We start from the raw sequence: 19,555 nt of genomic DNA, 5'->3' as shown, positions 1-19,555 counted from the left end.
TCCTTCCTGCTCTGCGCCCCTGCGTCTCTGCGCGAGATTGCTTAAGAAAATCTCTGCTTCTGGAATCCCGCAATCCTTTTGCCTCACCCACTCTGAATGACACCTGCTCAAAGCCAGGCAGTTCCCTGCAAGACCGGAGCCGAAACTCCCTGGACACTTCGGAAAGTCCTCCTGAATGCATGCTGAAATCATCTCCATCGGCACGGAAATCACCTCCGGAGCGAAACTCGACACCAACAGCCAATGGCTCAGCCTGCAGCTGGCGGATCTGGGCATCACCACTCTTTATCACACCACCGTGGCGGACGAACTCGATGCGAACGTTCAGGTGCTCAGGACCGCCAGCGATCGAGTCGACCTCGTGCTGATCACAGGTGGACTCGGACCCACTTTGGACGACCTCACCCGTGAAGCGATGGCAGCGGCTGCCAGAGTCGGACTGGAACTCGATCCGGTTTCATTGGCGGCTGTCGAAAGTTTCTTTCGCAGTCGCGGGCGGGAGATGCCCGTACGAAACAGGATTCAGGCGATGTTTCCTGTCGGAGCAACTCCCCTGACGAATCCGATTGGAACTGCACCCGGCATCTGGATGTCCGTGCCGCGTGCCGGCCGCGAACCCTGTTTTCTCGCAGCCATGCCCGGGGTTCCCACGGAAATGAAGAAGATGTTTTTCGAACAGGTCCGGCCCCGCCTGAAACAGGGCCAGAACGTGATCCGACGGGCACGAATCAACTGCTTTGGCCTTGGAGAATCCAACACGGAAGAACTGCTCGGCGACCTCACTGCACGCGGGCATGACCCGGACATCGGAATCACCGCACACGATGCGACGATCACGCTGCGAATCGTCGCACAGGGGAACAGTGAAGCGGAATGCCTGAAGAAGATCGAACACGCTTCCCAGCAGATCCGTGAGAAGCTGGGGAACTATGTCTTCGGAATTGAAGACGAAGAACTGGAACACATCGTGGTGCGGGAACTCAACGCTCGCAATCTCACCTTCGCCAGCGTCGAATGCGGCACGTGCGGTCTGCTGGCAGAACACATTGCCCATGTCGACGGGGCAGCTGCCTGTTACCGGGGCGGTACGGTGCTCCCTGCCATGACGGACTCTCCATTCGCACTCGCTGAACCGCTGCAGACACAGACCGACGCGGACTTCGTTCTGCTGACGGGACCGGAAACCTTCTCGACCGACGCGGATGAACATCTGGTTTCAACGATCCAGATCGGCCTGCTGAGCCGCGGGAAAGAACCCCGGGAAATGACGTTAAAATGGAGCGGTAATCCCGCCTTCACGAAAGTCCGGGCCATGAAAACGGCTCTCGACCTGCTGCGACTGGAACTGCTCGGCGAGAGCGGTTGAGAGGTTCACCACGGAGGCACTGAGGCACGGAGAAAACGAACAGGTCTAATCGGAGCCACATATGCCGTTTCTCATGATCTTAGGCTGTGAGTACGAAGTCCTTGATCTGGAACGACTCGTGCAGATTTTTGAGGGATCGCCGAATTGGGAAAACATCCAGAACGGGACGGGCATCCACGTCATCGAATGCACTTATCGTCTTCCGAAAGATTTCACGACATTCCGTGTTCACAATGATCTCAAAGCAATTGCGGTCGATGGAATGAGCTTAAGCAGTTTTTTAGGAATTTGGGATATCCAAAAAGGCTACGGCAAGTCATTGCGCCTTATCGACGAAGGGTACACTTATGACCTCGTTATATCGGACTACAAATCGTGCGAAGAACTGATGCGCGCAATTGAGGATGCGGAGAACCGTTTTCCCCGAAGCTGAGCGAATTGAACCAAATGAAAGCTTCCGAAGAGTAACTGATGCGAAGAAAGAGTGGGAATCGCGAATGTCGACCGTGTTCAATGGTTAAAAAAGAACCACGGAAGACACGGAACTCACGGAAACTTTTCTTCATCGTTGCAGCGACAAGGGGGCGCACATCTCACGTGCGAAAGCGAACTGGTTGTCGCACTCGGAGAGTGCGACATACATTGTACCGCTCACCCGGAGAGTGCGGTTGACCACAGTTTTTTTCCGTGAGTTCCGTGTCTTCCGTGGTTCATCTTCTTCGAGGTAATCAAATTCGCCTCATTCGCAAGATTCGCAGTTGAGCGTTTCTCCGTTTCTCCGTGTCTCAGTGGTAAAAGCTTTTCCCTCACTTCCTGCTGGACTCTTGCTCACGGATATGCGAGAGTCAGGACAGGGACTCATTCTGACGAATGCAGGCAGATCGAGTTTTGGCAGGACGAATGTCATGAGCCTTCTGGCCGACATGTCTGGACCAACTCCCGGCGGCTTACCGGCCGCCGGTCGCGACGCTGGGGTTGTCGCGACCAACAGGCGGCTTCTGGAAAATCTCTTCGAGCCCCGCGTTTTCTGTGACGATCTGATCACAAGTCGATCGTGGTCAAAGTGTCGTGCATTTGGAAAATCGCTCCTCTGCGAGTCGCGGTTAAACATAAGCATTGGTCGCGTTGTCTCGAACGGGTTGTCTGTATTCTCACATCGCTTCTGCGCACTTCGCGCTGTTCATTCTCACACCTTTGCAGGAGATGCTCATGCCTCGTCATCCGGTGGAAGAACTCAGAAACGTCGTGCTGGTCGGACATGGAGCGACGGGGAAAACGTCGCTTGCGGATTTGATGCTGTATAAGTCGGGAGTGAACCGCCGTATTGGTTCGCCCGACGAAGGGACCAGCCTGCTCGATATCGATGACGACGAAAAGCAGCGGCATCACTCCATCACGTCACATGTCTGCCACTTCGAGCACGGCGGATCACGTATCAACATGATCGATGCGCCGGGGATGCCGGACTTTGTGGGGCAGGTGATCGGAGCCTACCGCGCTGCCGAAACAGTGCTGATCACCGTGAACGCTCCTCACGGGATCGAAATGAATACCCGGAAGTCGTTTCAGCATGCGGGAAATCGCGGGCTGGCCCGATGCCTGGTGCTCAACAAGTGCGACGGGGAAAACGTCAAGCTGCCGGAGCTGATGGCGAGTGTTCGTGAACAGTTTGGACAGGGCTGCGTGCCGCTGACGATTCCGCTGGGGACCGGCCCGCAGATTCATGGTGTCATCAGCACGGTGCATCTTCCCAAAGAGATCCCCAGTGACGCTGCCCTGGATCCGGTCGCTGCCAATCAGCAGCTGATCGAAGCTGTCGTCGAGGCGGATGAAGAATTGATGTCCCGTTACTTTGAAGGGGAAACGATCTCGGGCGAAGAGCTGGACCGTGCCATTTCGAAGGCAATCGTCGCTGGCACCCTCATTCCCGTCTTCTGCACAGCGGTGAAATCCGACATCGGAGTCTCAGAACTGATGGACGCCCTGGCAAAGTACGCCCCCTCGCCAGCCCAGGTCCAGCGACATGTGCTCAAAGACGGCGAAGACCTGTTGATTCAGCCGGATCCGAACGGACCGCTTGTGGCACAGGTGATCAAGACCCGCATCGATCCGTTCGTTTCGAAGGTCAATTACCTGCGAATCTATTCAGGAACTCTGAAGAAGGATTCCACCGTTCACGTCGTGGGGACTGACAAGTCGATCAAGGTGCATCACCTGATTGATGTGCAGGGAGGGCAGCACGAGAACGTGGATGAAGCGATCGCCGGAAACATCGTCGCGGTCTCCCGGATTGAAGACCTGCATACCGGAGACGTCATCTCCGACGGATCGGATCACATCACGATGCCGCCAATGGCGTTTCCGCGCCCGATGATCGGTCTGGCGGTTGAGCCGAAGAGCAGGGCGGATCAGGCCAAGATTTCCGCAGCCCTGCACAAGATCGAAGAAGAAGATCCGACGTTCAAAGTCCACCGCGAAGACCAGACACATGAGATGGTCATGGAGGGGATGAGTGAGCTGCACCTGCAGCTGATCCAGAACCGGCTGCACAATCGGGAGAAGGTCGATGTCATCACCCACCAGCCGCGCATCCCATATCGCGAAACAGTCGCAGCTTCAGCCGAGGGAAGCTACCGCCACAAGAAGCAGTCGGGCGGATCGGGGCAGTTCGCCGAGGTTCACCTTCGGGTCTCCGCGTGCCCGCATGGAATTCATCCCGACGAGTACTTCACACGCTCCCGATTCGAAGGGATGCGGGCCTTTCACTACGACCCCGACCTCAACTTCTGCTTCATCGATGCCGTCAGCGGGGGATCGGTCCCCAACCAGTTCATTCCCGCTGTGGAGAAGGGGATTCGCGAGCGGATGTGTCAGGGGATCGTTGCCGGCTGTCAGGTTCAGGACATCGTCGTCGAACTCTTTTTCGGGAAGGATCATCCGGTCGACAGCAACGAAGCTGCGTTCAAGACTGCGGGGAGCATGTGCCTGAAAGAGATTTTTCAGAATGCCCAGCCGACTCTGCTCGAGCCCATCATGCAGGTGGAAATTACCATTCCCAGCGACCGAATCGGAGACATCAGCAGCGACCTGAACACCCGACGCGGGCGCATGGAAGGGATGGAAGAAGTCCCCGGGGGATTCTCGTTGATCCACGCGAAGATTCCGCTGGCGGAAGTGATGACCTACGCCCGCGCCCTGTCCGGACTGACAGGGGGACAGGGGTCGTTCACAATGGAATTCGCCAGCTACGAAATGGTGCCGCCGAATGAACAGCAGAAGATCGTGAAGGCTCACGCACAAAGCCACAACGGGGAAGCGCACTGACCCACAGAAAAAATGAACCACGGAATGAACGGAAAATCACGGAAAACGTTTTAGAAGCGACGGCCCGTATATGTTGCCACTTCTCATGTTTCCGTGAATTCCGTGCCTTCCGTGGTGAAAGACTCCGGAGGAGACGTACTTAGTTCTTCACGAACTTGAAGATCCCGTTGCCGCTCGGGGCGACGATGCCGAAGTAGATTTCGCCGGCATCATCTTCGCCGAAAGTGATCACCGGCATGGCGTCTGCCGGGATCGTTTCGTTGGAGATCACCTTTTTCGCATCTTCATCGTAGTACAGTGCCCAGATTTTTCCGGTCACGTAATCGGCGTACAGGTACTTCCCAGCCAGTTCCGGAACCGCTTTTCCGCGATAGACCGAGCCGCCGGTGATCGACTTGCCGACCTGATGATCGTATTCCCAGATGGGGAAGATGGTCTTGGCCGGATCGAGCGTTTTGGAGCCGAAGGGGTGAGTTCCTTCAAAGGAATTCCAGCCGTAGTTGCCCCCTTTTTCGACAATGTCGATTTCTTCCCAGAGATTCTGCCCGACATCCGCACACCAGAGATGACCGGTCTTGCGGTCGAAGGCGATTCGCCAAGGATTCCGGAACCCATAAGCATAGATCTCGGGCTTGGCCTCTTTGTTTCCCACGAAAGGATTGTCCTTGGGAATGCCATATGCCTGACCGTCCGCAGCGTGATCAACGTCGATCCGCAGGATCTTGCCGAGCAGGGTTCCCAGGTTCTGGCCGTTGCCATGGGGATCATTCCCCGCTCCCCCGTCTCCCAATGCGATGTAGAGAAACCCGTCAGGACCAAAGCAGATCGTTCCGCCATTGTGGTTCCAGTAGGGCTGTTCGATCGTCAGCAGCTTCTTTTCAGTGGCTGGGTCGGCACGGTTAGGATCGTCCTTGGAAACCTGGAACTGAGAGACCACGCTGATCAGGCCGGGCTTCTGGGTGTAGTAAACGTAGAAGAGACCGTTCTCAGCGAACTTCGGATGAAAAGCGAGACCGAGCAGACCTTCTTCGTTCTGCTTGTCGCTGTAGTTCACGCGATCACGGATATCCAGCAGCAGCTTGGAGCTGGTGACATCCGGCTTGTTTTCGAATGCCCAGATCGCACCATGCTGTTCGCCGACAATCAGCCGGTTGGTGGAATCATTGGCCGAAGTAATGACAACAGGACGGAAGGACTGCACGCGACCGGCTGCGTCTTCCGGTTCCCAGTTTTCCCACTGGAGCTTCGGGAAGGCCAGCACCGGCTTGAGATCGAGTTCTCCGGTGGAGATGTTCGGAGACTGCTGTTCCGGCTTCAGTTCCCGGATCTTGATGTTGCGGAAGGCCACTTCATCGCCGTGGTCCTGCAGGGCAATGTGGCCTTTGGTGAAGGTCCCAAACTCCGGGAACTCGGCGAACTTGCTGGCGGCGACCCGCTTCTTCCAGTCCTCGGACCCCTTCTGGAAGCTGTAGTACTGCACACCGTTCATCTGGACTTCGCAGTTCTGTGGCGTGACTCGCAGATACAGCTGGTTCCATTCTCCGGGAGGATGAGTGGCGTCGACGATTTCGCCGGTATTCTTATTCGTGCCGGGCTGATAAAGCTGATACAGCCAGCCCGACTTCTGGGGGTCTTTCCCTTCAATGTTGTCCTGAATCTGAACTTCAGGCCCTTCAAAAGGGGCCCAGTTGGGTCCTTCGGGAGCATGAAACATCAGTCCGCTGTTGCCTTTGGGACCGATTTTATAATCCAGCACCAGTTCGAAGCTGTCATACTCGCCATCGGTCGTGATGTCGCCGCCCCCCTTGGACTTCAGCACCAGAGCCCCATCTTCAACGACCCATTGGGGGCGAAGTTCTTTCTCTTTATAGGTGTGCCAGCCGTTGGTCGTTTTGCCGTCGAAGAGAAGTTTCCAGCCAGAGAGTTCTTCGTTCGGGGTCAGCTGATTCGGTTCATTGGCAGCAAGTTCACCGGCTGCACCAGCCAGAAAAAGTGCAGCAGCTGTGATCACGCGATATTTCATGGAAGGTCTTCACGTTGAAAGGGAAGGAGGCAGGAAGTCCGGGGTCAGCAGGCCGAAGCGTGGTCACACTCACGGTGACGATGTTCCGTATCCGGCTGAACGACTTGCATCGCTTTGGATGGTAGTCTCGTCCTGCCGGTTCCGCAAAGGACGGGAACGGGGCCCATAAGATTCACGAGATGCAGACCTGCGAGGCGTGTCACCGGCCTGTGGGACGGGACTCATTGGCATTTCGGTGTTTACGCAAACACCCGCGCTTCCCATAATAAAGGGAACTCTTTGCAGACCCCTTGCGTCTTATCGTGGTGATCATGACGTCAGACGATTCTCGCTTGATTGAATCGACTCTGGCAGGGAACCGGGATGCCTTTGGCGAACTGATGCTCAAGCATCAGGACCGTCTTTACGGCACGCTGGTTCAGCTGCTGGGGTCCGTTCATGATGCGCGGGATGTCGGACAGGATGCGTTCCTGCTGGCGTACGAGAAACTGGGAACGTTCCGGCAGGAAGCTTCGTTTTACGCGTGGCTGTTTCGCATCGCCTACAACGCAGCGATCTCCAGCCGCAGACGCAAGCAGACCCGTCACTCGCTGGACGAATACAAAGAACGGGTCGGAGTCGAACCGGAAGACGACCGTGCTTCGGCCGATCCCACCCGGAATCTACAGACGGATGACGCCCAGCGGCAGGTGCGAGCTGCGCTGGATCAACTGGGAACGGAATACCGGGACGCCATCGTACTCAAAGAGATTGAAGGGCTGAGTTACGAAGAAATTGCGGAATTGTCGGGCTGCCCGATCGGGACGGTCCGGAGTCGAATTCATCGCGCCCGCCAATTGCTCCGCGAAAGACTGGCCCGCGTTGTCGAACGCGAGCTGAAGTGACTGAAACCATGTCCACTCAACATCCAGAAGAACTGTTATCCGCTTACCTCGACGGGGAATTGTCCCCGGCCGAGAAGGCTGACGTTGAGCGCCGCCTGCAGGAATCGTCCGAGTTGCGGGAACTGCTGGCCGAAATGAAAGAGGTCAGCCTGCAGGTGCGGATGCTGCCCCGTCCGTACGCTCCCCCCGAGATGCGGACTGAGGTCCTGCATCAGATCGATCAACGCCGGATTTCTCCACGCGCATCCAGAAGTGGCGGGTCTGCCGGACTCGGACGGATCGCCCGCTGGAGCGCTGTGGCGGTGGCAGCCTGCCTGCTGGTGGTCGTCAGCATTTCACTGAATTTACCGAAGGATGTTCAACACCAGCAGCAGTTCAAAGAGTCTCTGGCCGTCAATACCGAAGCTGTTCCGGAAGCCATGCCCAGCCCCGTAACGAGCCTCAACGAGAGCAGTGCGGATATGGCCCCGCAATTCAGTCGTGAGGGTGATGACGCTTTTCCACCCGTCCCGGTCGTCAGCCTTTCCAAAGAAGAGATCCGCCGCCGGATTCAGGATCTGAACCGCATGCCGGTGGTCGGAAACACCATCAACGTTCCGGGAAGCATCCAGGACGATGATGGGGAGACTCCCATCGTCATTGAGTTCACGGTCGTCGACGTCATGAAGGCCATGAATCAGGTGCAGGTCCTTGTCGAACAGCAGCAGGTTCGTTCGGGCGACAATCGGGTCCTCTCCGCCAATCTGCAGCAATTCGGGGTTCCGAAGCTGACCGCTGTCGGGCTGGAGCTGGAGATGGACGGCCCTGAAATGGCCCATGTGCTCAACAACGTCGCAGCCTTCGACGCGGTGATGTATGTGGAAGACGGGGTGAATCTGAACCAGACGGATCACTCGCTTGCGGAGACGCAGGCCCGCTCGACCGTGTCCCGCACGGTGCAGCCAAACGAGACCTCCGATCAGTTCGGCAGCCCAGCAAAGCGAGAGGACAAGTCGGATCGGCAGCAGCAGCAGCAGCAGCAGCGACAATTCAACTTCCAGCAGCTGGCGGACCAGTCGGTCATCGACAATTCTGGAAGTCCGCGTCGAGCCGGGATGCCCGTCGCGAAATCGCTCCCCGCTGAGCAAAGTGGTGCTGCAGCTCGTGCATCGAAATCGACGAAGATGGCGGATGCTCTGGCTGCTCCTGCCCCGCCGCTCCCTGTGGGGCAATCGGCGCCCGCACTTCAGAATGCCCGGGCCAAGCAGGGATTTTCGGCCAAAGCAGCGGAAAGCCAGACGCCCCAGGAACCCGGAGCGAACTGGGAAGATGCTCCCCGGTTCCGCGCGTTCATCCTGCTCAAACCACAGTCTCCCGCATCGACTTCACCCAACAATTAATCGGGTGGATCCGCCGATCCGGACGCGACGCATCAACGGGCTGAACTCCGCCCGTCCGTTGACGTGTCGTCCGGTGGAGCTATGCTTGCAGATCTCCGCTATTCAATCCTTCCAGGATCTTGTTCTCTTCGCAGAAAAAAGTTTGCTCATGGCTACGTCCGACCCGACCCGGGATCTGCTCGAAACATTCGAAAACCCATTTCCGCAGCGAAATTACGTCATTGATACAATCTGCCCCGAATTCACCTCGCTGTGTCCGAAGACCGGCCAGCCTGACTTCGGCACTCTGACGATTTCGTATATTCCGGACGGGAAGTGCTTCGAACTGAAATCGCTGAAGATGTACCTGCAGCAATATCGCAATCATGGTGCGTTCTACGAGCGGGTGACAAACACCATCCTCGACGATCTCGTGGCGGTGACCGAGCCCCGCTGGATGAAGATTGAAGCGGCGTTCACTCCACGAGGCGGCATCCGGACGACCGTGATTGTGGAGCATCCGGAGTTGCCGATCGAGCGCGCCGGAAAATCGTAGCACCGCAGTTGCCGCTTTCAGAGCACGCCGCGTCAGCAAGTGCATGGCGTTATCTACGTAAACAATGCACTCGCTCACGCCTCGTGCTCTGAAAAAACTCGCTGAGCTTTTAGAGAAGTCGGACAGTAGTACTCTCGAAGACGATTCTTCATCCGGTGTCACATGCCCGCTTCACCCTCGAACTCAACACGCGTGTTTCTGGGAAGCACGCTCCTGATTCTGGGTGTGATCGGGGGATTTCTGTGGCTGGCCAGTGAACTGCAGGGACTGCCGGCAGCACTGGAACGGTTCATTCGCGGCAATTCCGCGATCTGGGCACTGGGGTGCGTGGTGAGCATGATTGTGGGAATCCGGCTGCTCTGGCAGGCAGGGCACCGGCGAGCCGCGTGGCGACCGACCCGGCCCGGTATCCGGTTTCGCACCGTCATTGTCTACTCTCGACCGGACTGTCCCCTCTGCGAAGATGCCATGGAAACACTGGCGGAATATCGGCAGTGGGTTCCGGTCCCTTCCGAAGTGAACATCGACGAGGACCCCGAGTTACTCGAGCGATTCGATGAGACCGTTCCCGTCGTCGAGATCGATGGAAGAGTCCGCTTTCGTGGAAGCATCAACGATGTGCTTCTGCGAAGATTGATTGAAGGAACGATGCCGCAGTCTCGCTTGCGCCATCGATAGGAAACGGGAACAGACGTCAGCAGCAGGAGCCTCCGGTGACTATCCAGCCGAATTCTCAATCACTGGCAGAGATCGGAGCTGTCTCCTTTGACCTGTCCGACTGGTCGCAAGTGGAGATGAGTGGCGATCAGGCGCGGTCATTTCTGCATAACTTCTGCACAAACGACATCAAGAAGCTGAGCAGCGGAGAGTCGTGCGAAGCGTTCATCTGCGACATCAAGGGCCGGATCCTCGGGCATGTTCTGGTCCTCGCCATTCAGGACCGACTTCGACTGATCGCTGTTCCGGGCTCAGCTTCGACACTCGTTTCACACCTCACCAAATATCTGCTCGATGCCCCGGTGACGATCACAGACCGCTCCGCGGAACTGGGTCTGCTCTGCCTGCATGGAGCTGGCATTCAGGCGGTCCTGGAGACGGCATTCGGAAAGCCAGTTGACCTGCGGGTGGGGCGGTGTGAACTGTTTGCATCTGAGGCAGGTGAGCTGCTGCTTGCTGGAACCGACATGCTCCCCGAACCTGCAATCCTGATCTCCGGTGGGCGTGACGCAGTTGCTGCGCTGAGGGAACGAATCCCCGCGGAATTTCTGGCACTGGGGACTTCCACACTCTTCGACATTCTTCGAATCGAAGCGGGATTCCCCTGGTACGGACGGGACCTTTCGGCGGAAGATCTGGCCCAGACCGCTGCCCGCACCACGCAGGCCATCAGCTTCACCAAAGGATGTTATCTGGGGCAGGAGCCGATCGCCCGGCTGGATGCGATGGGACATACGAATCGCGAACTGCGGGGGATGCTGATTCAGGGTGATGAGGTGTCGGTGGGAGCTGCGGTCATGGCAGCAGAAAAAGAAGTCGGGCGAATCACATCGGCAGACTATTCTCCAACGCGTTCCGCAACGGTCGCCTTGGCGATGATTCGAACGCAACACGCAGCCCCCGGAACCGCTCTCACCGTGCGGACAACAGAAACCGACCTCCCCGCAACCATCTTCTGGCCCCACCTCCCAGCCAACTGAACTCGCCCCAAAGATCACTGCACCCTCCAACCAACGCAAGACTCCCTCTGGACTCTGGACTCTCGACTCTCGACTCTCAGCACTCAACTTCGGCTCGCGAAATCCTGCTGTCGCCACACTTCCCATTGCTATAATTTGGGGAAACGGTCATCGTGCGACGTCGCAGAAGCTCTGTCTTCAGAATGTCGGTCATTGAGGAGGATTCCCCATGGCGCGCAAGACGGTTCGAAAACATGCCGAGACTGGAACCCGCGTGACGAAGGTTCCCGTTCGAAAAATCGCTGTCGGCAGCACAGCTTCCAACGGCGCGAGTTCCGCTTCACACTCTCAAACGATCGGTCGTTATCTGATTCAGCGACTGCAGGATTACGGGCTGCAGGACGTTTTTGGAATCCCCGGCGACTTCGTTCTGCAGTTCTATGGAATGCTCGAAGAAAGTCCGATTCGCGTGGTGGGATGCACCCGTGAAGACTGTGCCGGGTACGCTGCCGATGCCTACGCCCGCGTGCATGGCCTGGGGGCGGTGTGCGTGACCTACTGTGTCGGCGGCCTGAGCCTGTGCAATTCGATCGCGGGGGCCTATGCCGAAAAATCGCCCGTCATCGTGATCAGCGGTGCCCCCGGAATTTACGAGCGCCGTAACAATCCGTTGCTGCACCACAAGGTTAGGGACTTCAACACTCAGCGTGAGATTTTCGAGAAGATCACCGTCGCCAGTGCCTCTCTGGATGATCCACTCACAGCGTTCCGGGAAATCGATCGCTGTCTGGAAGCGGCTGTCCGGTTCAAACGTCCCGTCTATCTCGAAATTCCACGCGACCGGGTGCAGGCCCATTCACTCGTCCCGCATCAGCCCCTGGATGTGATCCCTCAAAGCAGCGGGGAAGCCTTGGAAGCGGCGCTCAGTGCGGCCCGTGACCGCATCTCCGCTGCGAAGTCGCCAGTCATCATCGCAGGCGTGGAAATCCATCGATTCGGACTTCAGGAAGAGGTTCTGAAGCTCGCTGAGAAAAACCAGATCCCCATGTGCGCGACGCTGCTGGGCAAGTCGGTCGTCAGCGAGCGTCACCCGCTGTATGTCGGCGTCTATGAAGGAGCGATGGGAAGAAAGGCCGTCACGAAGTTCGTCGAGGAGAGTGACTGCGTCATCCTTCTGGGAACGTTCATGACCGATATCAACCTCGGAATTTACACCGCAAAACTCGATCCCGGTCAGTGCATCTATGTCACCAGCGAGCAGCTGCGAATCGGGCATCATCATTTTCACGATGTGCTGCTGCAGGATTTTGTGAAAGGGCTGGGGGAAGAGAAGCTGCGGAAATCAAAGACTCCGTTTCCGGCACGCGTCCCACGTCCGCGCGGAAACCATCACGCCAAGGACAACGTCAGCATCGTCAGTCTGTTCGATCATATCGACGAAATTCTGGACGATCAGATGGTCGTCATCGCGGACGTGGGGGATTCGCTCTTCGCAGCCTCGGATCTGACGATCCACAAGCACACAGAATTCATCAGTCCCGCCTACTACACGTCGATGGGTTTTGCCGTCCCCGCTTCGCTGGGGGTGCAGATCGCCGATCGCAACCTCAGACCGCTGGTGCTCGTGGGCGATGGAGCGTTTCAGATGACCTGTCTGGAACTCTCCAGCATCGTGCGGCACTCCTTCAATCCCATCGTCGTCGTGCTGAACAACAAAGGCTACACCACGGAACGGTTCCTGCAGGAAGGTCCCTTCAACGACATTCTGAACTGGAACTACCACCGCATGCCGGACCTCCTCGGAGCCGGCTGGGGGTTCGAAGTGAGGACATTCGGCGAACTCCAGCAGTCCATGAAAGCAGCCCTCGCCCATCAGGACGCCTACAGCATCCTCAACGTGCACCTGGAGCCCAACGACGTGAGCCCGGCACTGGAACGGCTGGCGGAGAATATGTCGAAGCAGTTGTGAGAGGGGACGACAAGAATTTTAACCACGGAAAAAGCGGAAGACACGGAAAAGAATTGAAAGAGGGCTTGAAAATTTCTTACGGCAACCGTCAGCGGGCGAAGTGCAAAGTCGCTCAGACTTACTTCAAAAAACTGAATAATACGGTGTTGGTGAACTGACTTATAAGTTCTTTGAGGCCTGAGCTTGGCCTGACCAGCTCACCCATAAGAACAACAACGCCTGAGGCTCTGCCAGTGCCGTAAACATGTCGGAATTGTCAGTCAATGACGTCATGTTAGTCATCCACAAACCTTGAAAGCTCGAACCTTCCGGGCCATTGTTTCTTCCGTCTTTTCCGTTTCTTCCGTGGTTCATTTCTTCTTCTATCGGTCCTCGCGGAAGAATCGGCGGGCTTTGAGTTCGAATCGGGGAAGAGACTCAACAGCCGTCACTTCCGCCTGAAAGTTCAGGCGATTCTTGATCAGCCGTTCGATCATGCCCAGCAAATGCTGTGCACGTTCGGGATGGTCGGCAGCTGGGAAGACCGGTTCAATTTCGATCCGCAGATGCGGCATCGACTTTCGGGTCACGACCGTCGTCCGGTACTCCGCCACCTCGTCGCACTCACGCAACACCGCATCCAGGCTGGAAGGAAAGACGTTGTTTCCGCGGATGGTCACCATGTCATCCGTGCGGCCGAGAATTCCTCCCTCCAGCTGCAGCATGGCGAGTCCGTCAGCACTGCGAGTCGCTGTCGCGCGCACCAGATCGCCGGTGCGATAACGAATGACAGGTTGTCCCCAGCGTCCCAGATTTGTGATCACCAGTTCGCCAAGCTGCCCCGGTTCGACCGGGAGAGCAGTTTCCGGGTCGATGATTTCGGGGATGCATTGTGCCTCGAGAATGGTCAGCGATCCGGGAGACTGAACAGTTTCAATTCCGAGCGACCCGATATCGGTCATTCCCCAGTGATCGATCACTCGCGCCCCCCAATCCCGCTGGATCCGTTCACGGATGGCGGGTACGGAACCTCCGGGCTCACCTGCGAGAATCAACATCCGCACAGAGCTGTCGGCCAGTGGGATGCCTTCCTGAGCAGCGACATCGGCCAGCCTGAGTGCATAGGTCGGCGTGCAACAGACGATCGTTGCTTTCATCTCGCAAATCATCTTCAAACGGGATTCGCTGCTCATTCCCCCCATGGTCAGAGAGAGATTTCCAATCCGCTGTGCCCCCTCAAAAGCTGCCCAGAAACCAATGAACGGGCCGAACGAAAATGGAAACGCAAAGACATCTTCGGGCTTCACCTCGACCAGTCTGTAGATCTGAGCCCAGCATTCCATCAGCCAGTCCCAGCTCTGCGGAGTATCAAGCCACCGCATTGGCTGGCCGGTCGTCCCCGAAGTCTGATGCAGCCGTGAATAGCGGGTCAGCCGGTATGTCAGATTCGACCCGAAGGGGGGGTGCCGCTGCTGATCTTCGACCAGTTCCGTTTTCGTCAGCAGGGGAAAATCTTGCAGCTGCTGCAATGCAGTGAGCGGTTGTCCTGAGATTCCAGCGTCCTTCAGTCTCGCCTGCCAGAAGGGGTTCCGCGCATAGACCTCAGCGAGCAATGCGTTGAACTGCGAGAGTTGCCTCGCATCCAGTGCGTGACGTGAACCAGTCTCGGGTCGATCAAGCTGCATAGGTCGGGTGGGGCAGGGGAATGGGGGTCAGGGGTCAGGGTGAGCTTTGGGGGATGCTTGAGTTTACCGGGATTCAAGATGGATGACATCCCGAGCGGAGAGTCGAGAGACCATAGAGGAATATTGGCGGGAAGCCTTCATGCGAGTACCAGACTCACATCGATAGCGGGGGCAGCTTCTCGGCAAAAATCAAAATCTTTCGAATCTCCTCTTCCCACGGCTCATTTACCAGATTCACGCTGCGCGTTTGCGCAACACGCAGGCGATCCAATGCAGGTCGTCATCGTCAGTTCCAGCTTCCGAACGAGGTGAATCCATGTCCGTCTCCCGCCCGAATGGTACCAAGATTCTTCTTCCACGCTCGGGCCCAGATCAGTTCTGGCAGATCATCCACGAACACTTTGCCGGTGAGGACTCCCGGCGTTGGAAATACCTTGCGATGCTGGCCCTGCGTGAAAACGCCGGATGGCCACTGGACCGGATCGGCAACGTCTTCGGCCACCCCAAAGGGCACGTCACCCGCTGCCTGGCGCGCATCAAGCAGGAGCTGCGTCAGGACTTTCAGGCCTCGCCGGAGTTTCTGGACCTCGATGACGAACTGAACTGGGAAGCGGAAAACGCGGAAGACTTCGGCGCGGGGTTGGAGATGGAGGTTGAAGGGAGGGAGGCAGACTGACGGGGGGGGGGGAAATTTGTCATTTGGGATTTGTCACTTGGGATTTGTCATTTGGGATTTGTCATTTGGGATTTGGGATTTGGGATTTGGGATTTGGGATTTGGGATTTGGGATTTGGGATTTCATTGAAGCTGACTCTTCTTCTTCAATGTCAAATGATGATTGACAAATGACCAATGACAAATCGTCTTCCGGAAACTTCCGCTCACAGTCATCCGCGCTCTCCACACTCACACGGTGCCTTCATGCTCCTCAAAAAGCTCCCCATCAGCGAACTGAATCCCGCTCCTTACAACCCGCGCGTTGAACTCAAGCCGGGAAGTCCTGTCTGGAAGAAGTTGCAACGCTCGCTGGACGAGTTCGATCTCGTTCAGCCGATCGTCTGGAATCAGCGGACGGGTCATGTCGTCTCGGGGCATCAGCGACTGGCCCTGCTCAAACATCGCGGCGACGAGGAAGTCGATTGCGTTATCGTCGACCTTCCACTCGCTAAAGAGAAGGCCCTGAACGTCACGCTGAATAACGCCGCAGTGGCGAGTGACTGGGACGCCGACAAGCTGATCGAGCTGGTCGCTGAACTTCAGGACCTGCCTGACTTCGATGCCACACTCACCGGCTTCGACGCCCAGCAACTTCACGATCTGATCCTCGCCCCGGATCCCGAAGTAGATCAGGAAGAGTCCTCTCAGCAGGCGTCTTCGGACAAAATTCAGGCCACGCTGGAAGTGGAACCTACTGACTGGGAAGGGGTGCAAACCCAACTGGATTCCCTGCTGGCAACCTTCCCGCAAGTCCGCCTGCACGTCCGCGGAACACCATCCTGATCCCTGTTCCCTCGTCCCCTTTTCCCTCTTCCCTCTTCCCCCCATGCTCCACCTCAACGTCTCTCACCGCTTCCTCCCCAAGCAGAATTCCACACGGGCATCCCTGGTGATGGATCATTTCGGAATTGACTTCGAACAGGGAGAGCACGTCATCGCGCGTGACCTGCAACTCCCCTTGAAGTCGGGTCAGGTGGCACTGTTCACCGGAGAAAGCGGTTCGGGGAAATCGTCTCTGATGCGACAGGCTGCAGCCGAATTACGAGACCGTGGGGACCGGGTCATCGATCTGGATGAACTGACATGGGACGACCGGATCCTCGTCGATCTCCTGCCGCTCCCGCTGGAAGCTTCGCTGCAGCTGCTCTCCGCCTGCGGGCTGGGTGAAGCCCATCTGATGCTCCGAACGCCTGCGGAACTCTCGGACGGCCAGCGATACCGGTTTCGACTGGCGCTCGCACTCTCCCAGCGACCCGACTGGATCATCGCGGATGAATTCACTGCGACGCTCGACCGCCGGCTGGCAAAGATGATCGCCTTCAATCTTCAGAAGACCGCGTCTCGGAGCGGGACCGGATTTCTGCTGGCGACGACTCATGACGACGTGGTCACCGATCTGTCTCCGCAGCTGCATGTCCGCTGTCGGCTGGATGGTCACATCGAAGTGGTAACTGCGGAAGCTGATGAGGTTCGAAGTAAAAAAAAATGCCCGACCTCGGAGGAAACCTGTGGATTTCCACCGCGACCAAGTCCGACTGGGCGTATTTCTCTCGGTGGCATTATCGCAGCCATCACATCGGGCTGATCCGCACGATGCTGCTGCTCTGGGATGGAGACGATCCGGTGGGGATCTGCATTTTCATCGCTCCTCCCAAAACGTTGTCGCAGCGGAATCGCTATTTCGGTCGAAACGGCCGCTGGGACCGGACCACACTCAGAACGCTGAACCGGCAGCTGGTCACACTCTCGCGGGTCGTGCTGCACCCCACCTTTCGAGGGGCAGGGATTGCACATCGTTTTGTCCGAAGATGCTGTGAGCTGTGCCCGTATCCCTGGATCGAAACACAGACGCAGATGGGGCACATCAATCCGTTTTTCGAACGAGCTGGGTTCACACGCGTGGGGGTCTCTTCCACCGTGGAGCGTTCCCGGGAATCTCATTCCATGATCTATCGCAGGCAGCAGAAACATGGCGGCAAAAAAGCTCTCCTCACGCAGGCCACCTTCGAAAAAAGCCGGTACTCGAACCCGGTCTACTACATCTTCGACAACCGCAAGAACTACGGACAAAGTTCCCGCATCAGCGAGATCTCCTCAGACTGAAGCCGTCCCCGTTGCTCCCTCGCGGTTACTGGCTGTCGACATTCCCACCTCGCAGTTCGACCCACAGCAACGGGAATCATTTCTTCTCCTGCTGGCCCGGGGAGCCTCTCCATCGGGGGCCTGCAAGGAACTCAACATCTCGCTGGTCACCGTGGCGGAACTGATCGAACAGGATGAGGAATTCCGCAAGCTGCTGGCCCGGGTGAATGAACTGCTGAGTCAGAATGTGGCGGCTGCGCTCTACCGTTCCGCGATGGAGGGAAAGGTGACCGCCCAGACGTTCTATGTGAAGAACTGGCCGCCACCGGACTGGTCGCGGGCCGAAGATGACCCCCTTTCGCGACAACTGAACGATCTGACGGACGATGAACTCATTGCCCAGTTCAAGAAAGAAGCGCCTGCACTTCTGGCAGACCTCGCCGCGGTGGACGCAGGTTTGGCATCAATACCTGACAAAGGGGCAAATTCTCCTCCACCCGGAAGCCTTTCGAAATCATCTCATACTTCCCGGCAACGAAGACGTACGACTCGCTGATGTCATCCAGCCCTGGCAGCAGTCCACTTTAAAAGCTCTCGACTCCGCATGGACCGATCTGGCTGGCGTGTGCAATGCGACGAAGGGATCCACAATCCGGCGAGCGTACATTGAACGGCCTCGGGGACATTCCAAGACTTCTGACATGGCGGTACAGATCGCCTGGATCCTCCTGGCGGCCCGTCAAACGGTGAACGGTCTCGCAGCCGCTGCCGATCTCGCCCAAGCCCATTTCCTCCACGATGCACTGTTCCGACTGGCGAATGTGAATCCAGAAATTCTGGAACCTCTTCGGTTCATCGAACACTGTATCGTCAACAAAGACACTGGCAGCTGGCTGGAGGTGATCTCATCGGACGTCAACGGCTCCTACGGCGCTCTCCCGGATTTCATTGTCTGTGATGAACTCAGTCACTGGCGAAAACCCGAACTCTGGTATTCGCTGCTCTCCTCAGCAGCCAAGAAGCCGAAATGCGTCCTGACCATCCTGACGAATGCGGGAGTCGGGAGAGGCTGGCAGTGGGAGGTGCGGGAACACGCGAGGACGGACCGGCGATGGCATTTCTCCTCTCTGGACGGTCCGCAGGCTCCCTGGATCACGGAAGAGTGGCTGGACGAGCAGCGGGCCTTGCTGCCACAACCGGTCTATGAACGACTCTGGCTCAATCGCTGGCAGCATGCGGAAGGGAATTTCCTGACGCTGGAAGAAGTCGAAGCCTGTCGCCATTCACAGAGAAGCTATCAACCTGCGGGTCTGCGCAACTTCGACTACGTGGCTGCCATCGACTACGCGGAGAAGCATGACTTCACCGTCGGCTGCGTCTGTCACCGGGAAGGTGAGATCGTCATTGTGGATCGCATGGATGTGGTCTGTCCCAGTCCCCAGTCTCCAACGTTAATCTCCTGGGTGGAGGACTGGATTCAAGAGATCGCGGGCAGGTTCCCGCGCGTGCGGTTCATTGTCGACGAGTTTCAGCTGGTGGGCACCATCCAGAAGCTGGAGTCGAGATTTCCGATTCAGCGTTTCCGTTTTTCGGGAGGGGAGGGGAACCACCGGCTGGCGGTCGCACTTCGGCAACTGATTGTCCATCAGAGAGTGCAATGGTATCCCGGCTGTGGAACGGTCCCCGGTCCGCATCGCAATGATCTGGAGACGGAACTGGCGTCGTTGATTCTGAAACAATCCTCGGGGGGACGACTGCGAATCGATCATCAAAGCGATCGCCAGCACCATGATGACCGGGCTTTTGCCCTGGGAGTGGCCTGCCTGGCGCTGACGGAAGAGCAGGGGACGGGCGATTTTCTGATGGTCACCCCTCCCGAACAGATGGGTGGGTTCTCATGGTGAGGCTGCTGTTTTCGCCGCACTCGGAGAGTGCG

The 19,555-nt window shown here is 57.3% G+C and carries 16 protein-coding genes; 14 read left to right on the top strand and 2 right to left on the bottom strand.

Going from position 1 to position 19,555, the window contains the following annotated elements:
- Positions 1–175 precede the first annotated feature (175 nt).
- The 3 genes from SH661x_RS08580 to SH661x_RS08570 all read left to right on the top strand — a co-directional run bounded on the left by SH661x_RS08580 (position 176) and on the right by SH661x_RS08570 (position 4,690).
- On the top strand, positions 176–1,366 hold the full coding sequence (locus tag SH661x_RS08580; RefSeq protein ID WP_437229972.1) for a molybdopterin-binding protein: 1,191 nt from the start codon (positions 176–178) through the stop codon (positions 1,364–1,366).
- Between the two features lie 61 nt (positions 1,367–1,427).
- Positions 1,428–1,799, top strand: a complete 372-nt coding sequence (locus tag SH661x_RS08575) for a hypothetical protein (RefSeq protein ID WP_437229970.1) — start codon at positions 1,428–1,430, stop codon at positions 1,797–1,799.
- Between the two features lie 776 nt (positions 1,800–2,575).
- Positions 2,576–4,690: an elongation factor G gene (locus SH661x_RS08570; RefSeq protein WP_437229968.1), complete on the top strand. Its 2,115-nt coding sequence runs from the start codon at positions 2,576–2,578 to the stop codon at positions 4,688–4,690.
- A gap of 139 nt (positions 4,691–4,829) precedes the next feature.
- On the opposite strand, the gene SH661x_RS08565 is transcribed toward SH661x_RS08570, so the two are convergent.
- A complete protein-coding gene (locus SH661x_RS08565; RefSeq protein WP_437229966.1) occupies positions 4,830–6,713 on the bottom strand; it encodes a family 16 glycoside hydrolase in 1,884 nt (627 codons plus the stop codon).
- Positions 6,714–7,045: 332 nt separating this feature from the next.
- On the opposite strand from SH661x_RS08565, the gene SH661x_RS08560 reads away from it, so the two are divergent.
- From SH661x_RS08560 to SH661x_RS08535, 6 genes are all read left to right on the top strand, one after another.
- Positions 7,046–7,597: a sigma-70 family RNA polymerase sigma factor gene (locus SH661x_RS08560; protein WP_437229964.1), complete on the top strand. Its 552-nt coding sequence runs from the start codon at positions 7,046–7,048 to the stop codon at positions 7,595–7,597.
- 8 nt (positions 7,598–7,605) lie between these two features.
- On the top strand, positions 7,606–8,976 hold the full coding sequence (locus SH661x_RS08555; protein WP_437229962.1) for an anti-sigma factor family protein: 1,371 nt from the start codon (positions 7,606–7,608) through the stop codon (positions 8,974–8,976).
- A 148-nt stretch (positions 8,977–9,124) separates the two neighbouring features.
- Positions 9,125–9,511 (top strand): preQ(1) synthase, encoded by a 387-nt coding sequence (gene queF / locus SH661x_RS08550; protein ID WP_437229960.1) that lies wholly within the window; start codon positions 9,125–9,127, stop codon positions 9,509–9,511.
- A gap of 162 nt (positions 9,512–9,673) precedes the next feature.
- The gene (locus SH661x_RS08545) at positions 9,674–10,189 is read left to right on the top strand and encodes a glutaredoxin family protein (RefSeq protein WP_437229958.1); all 516 of its coding nucleotides are present in this window, start codon (positions 9,674–9,676) and stop codon (positions 10,187–10,189) included.
- Positions 10,190–10,224: 35 nt separating this feature from the next.
- On the top strand, positions 10,225–11,208 hold the full coding sequence (gene ygfZ, locus SH661x_RS08540) for a CAF17-like 4Fe-4S cluster assembly/insertion protein YgfZ (protein WP_437229956.1): 984 nt from the start codon (positions 10,225–10,227) through the stop codon (positions 11,206–11,208).
- A gap of 208 nt (positions 11,209–11,416) precedes the next feature.
- Positions 11,417–13,156: an alpha-keto acid decarboxylase family protein gene (locus tag SH661x_RS08535; RefSeq protein ID WP_437229954.1), complete on the top strand. Its 1,740-nt coding sequence runs from the start codon at positions 11,417–11,419 to the stop codon at positions 13,154–13,156.
- A gap of 362 nt (positions 13,157–13,518) precedes the next feature.
- On the opposite strand, the gene SH661x_RS08530 is transcribed toward SH661x_RS08535, so the two are convergent.
- Positions 13,519–14,820 carry a phenylacetate--CoA ligase family protein gene (locus SH661x_RS08530; protein WP_437229952.1) on the bottom strand — a complete coding sequence of 434 codons (1,302 nt, stop codon included), beginning with the start codon at positions 14,818–14,820 and terminating at the stop codon, positions 13,519–13,521.
- 316 nt (positions 14,821–15,136) lie between these two features.
- On the opposite strand from SH661x_RS08530, the gene SH661x_RS08525 reads away from it, so the two are divergent.
- The 5 genes from SH661x_RS08525 to SH661x_RS08505 all read left to right on the top strand — a co-directional run bounded on the left by SH661x_RS08525 (position 15,137) and on the right by SH661x_RS08505 (position 19,523).
- Complete coding sequence (locus SH661x_RS08525) at positions 15,137–15,496, top strand: hypothetical protein (protein ID WP_437229950.1); 360 nt, start codon at positions 15,137–15,139, stop codon at positions 15,494–15,496.
- A gap of 245 nt (positions 15,497–15,741) precedes the next feature.
- Entirely contained in the window at positions 15,742–16,320 is a 579-nt protein-coding gene (locus SH661x_RS08520; RefSeq protein WP_437229948.1) for a ParB N-terminal domain-containing protein, read from the top strand.
- Between the two features lie 43 nt (positions 16,321–16,363).
- Positions 16,364–17,122, top strand: a complete 759-nt coding sequence (locus SH661x_RS08515; RefSeq protein WP_437229946.1) for an ATP-binding cassette domain-containing protein — start codon at positions 16,364–16,366, stop codon at positions 17,120–17,122.
- Between the two features lie 384 nt (positions 17,123–17,506).
- On the top strand, positions 17,507–18,175 hold the full coding sequence (locus SH661x_RS08510) for a hypothetical protein (protein WP_437229944.1): 669 nt from the start codon (positions 17,507–17,509) through the stop codon (positions 18,173–18,175).
- A 67-nt stretch (positions 18,176–18,242) separates the two neighbouring features.
- The gene (locus SH661x_RS08505; RefSeq protein WP_437229942.1) at positions 18,243–19,523 is read left to right on the top strand and encodes a terminase large subunit domain-containing protein; all 1,281 of its coding nucleotides are present in this window, start codon (positions 18,243–18,245) and stop codon (positions 19,521–19,523) included.
- Positions 19,524–19,555 lie beyond the last annotated feature (32 nt).

Origin of the sequence: Planctomicrobium stercoris (assembly GCF_051465655.1) — a bacterium.
GTDB lineage: Bacteria > Planctomycetota > Planctomycetia > Planctomycetales > Planctomycetaceae > Planctomicrobium.
This window is presented reverse-complemented; position numbering and strand designations above follow the sequence as displayed.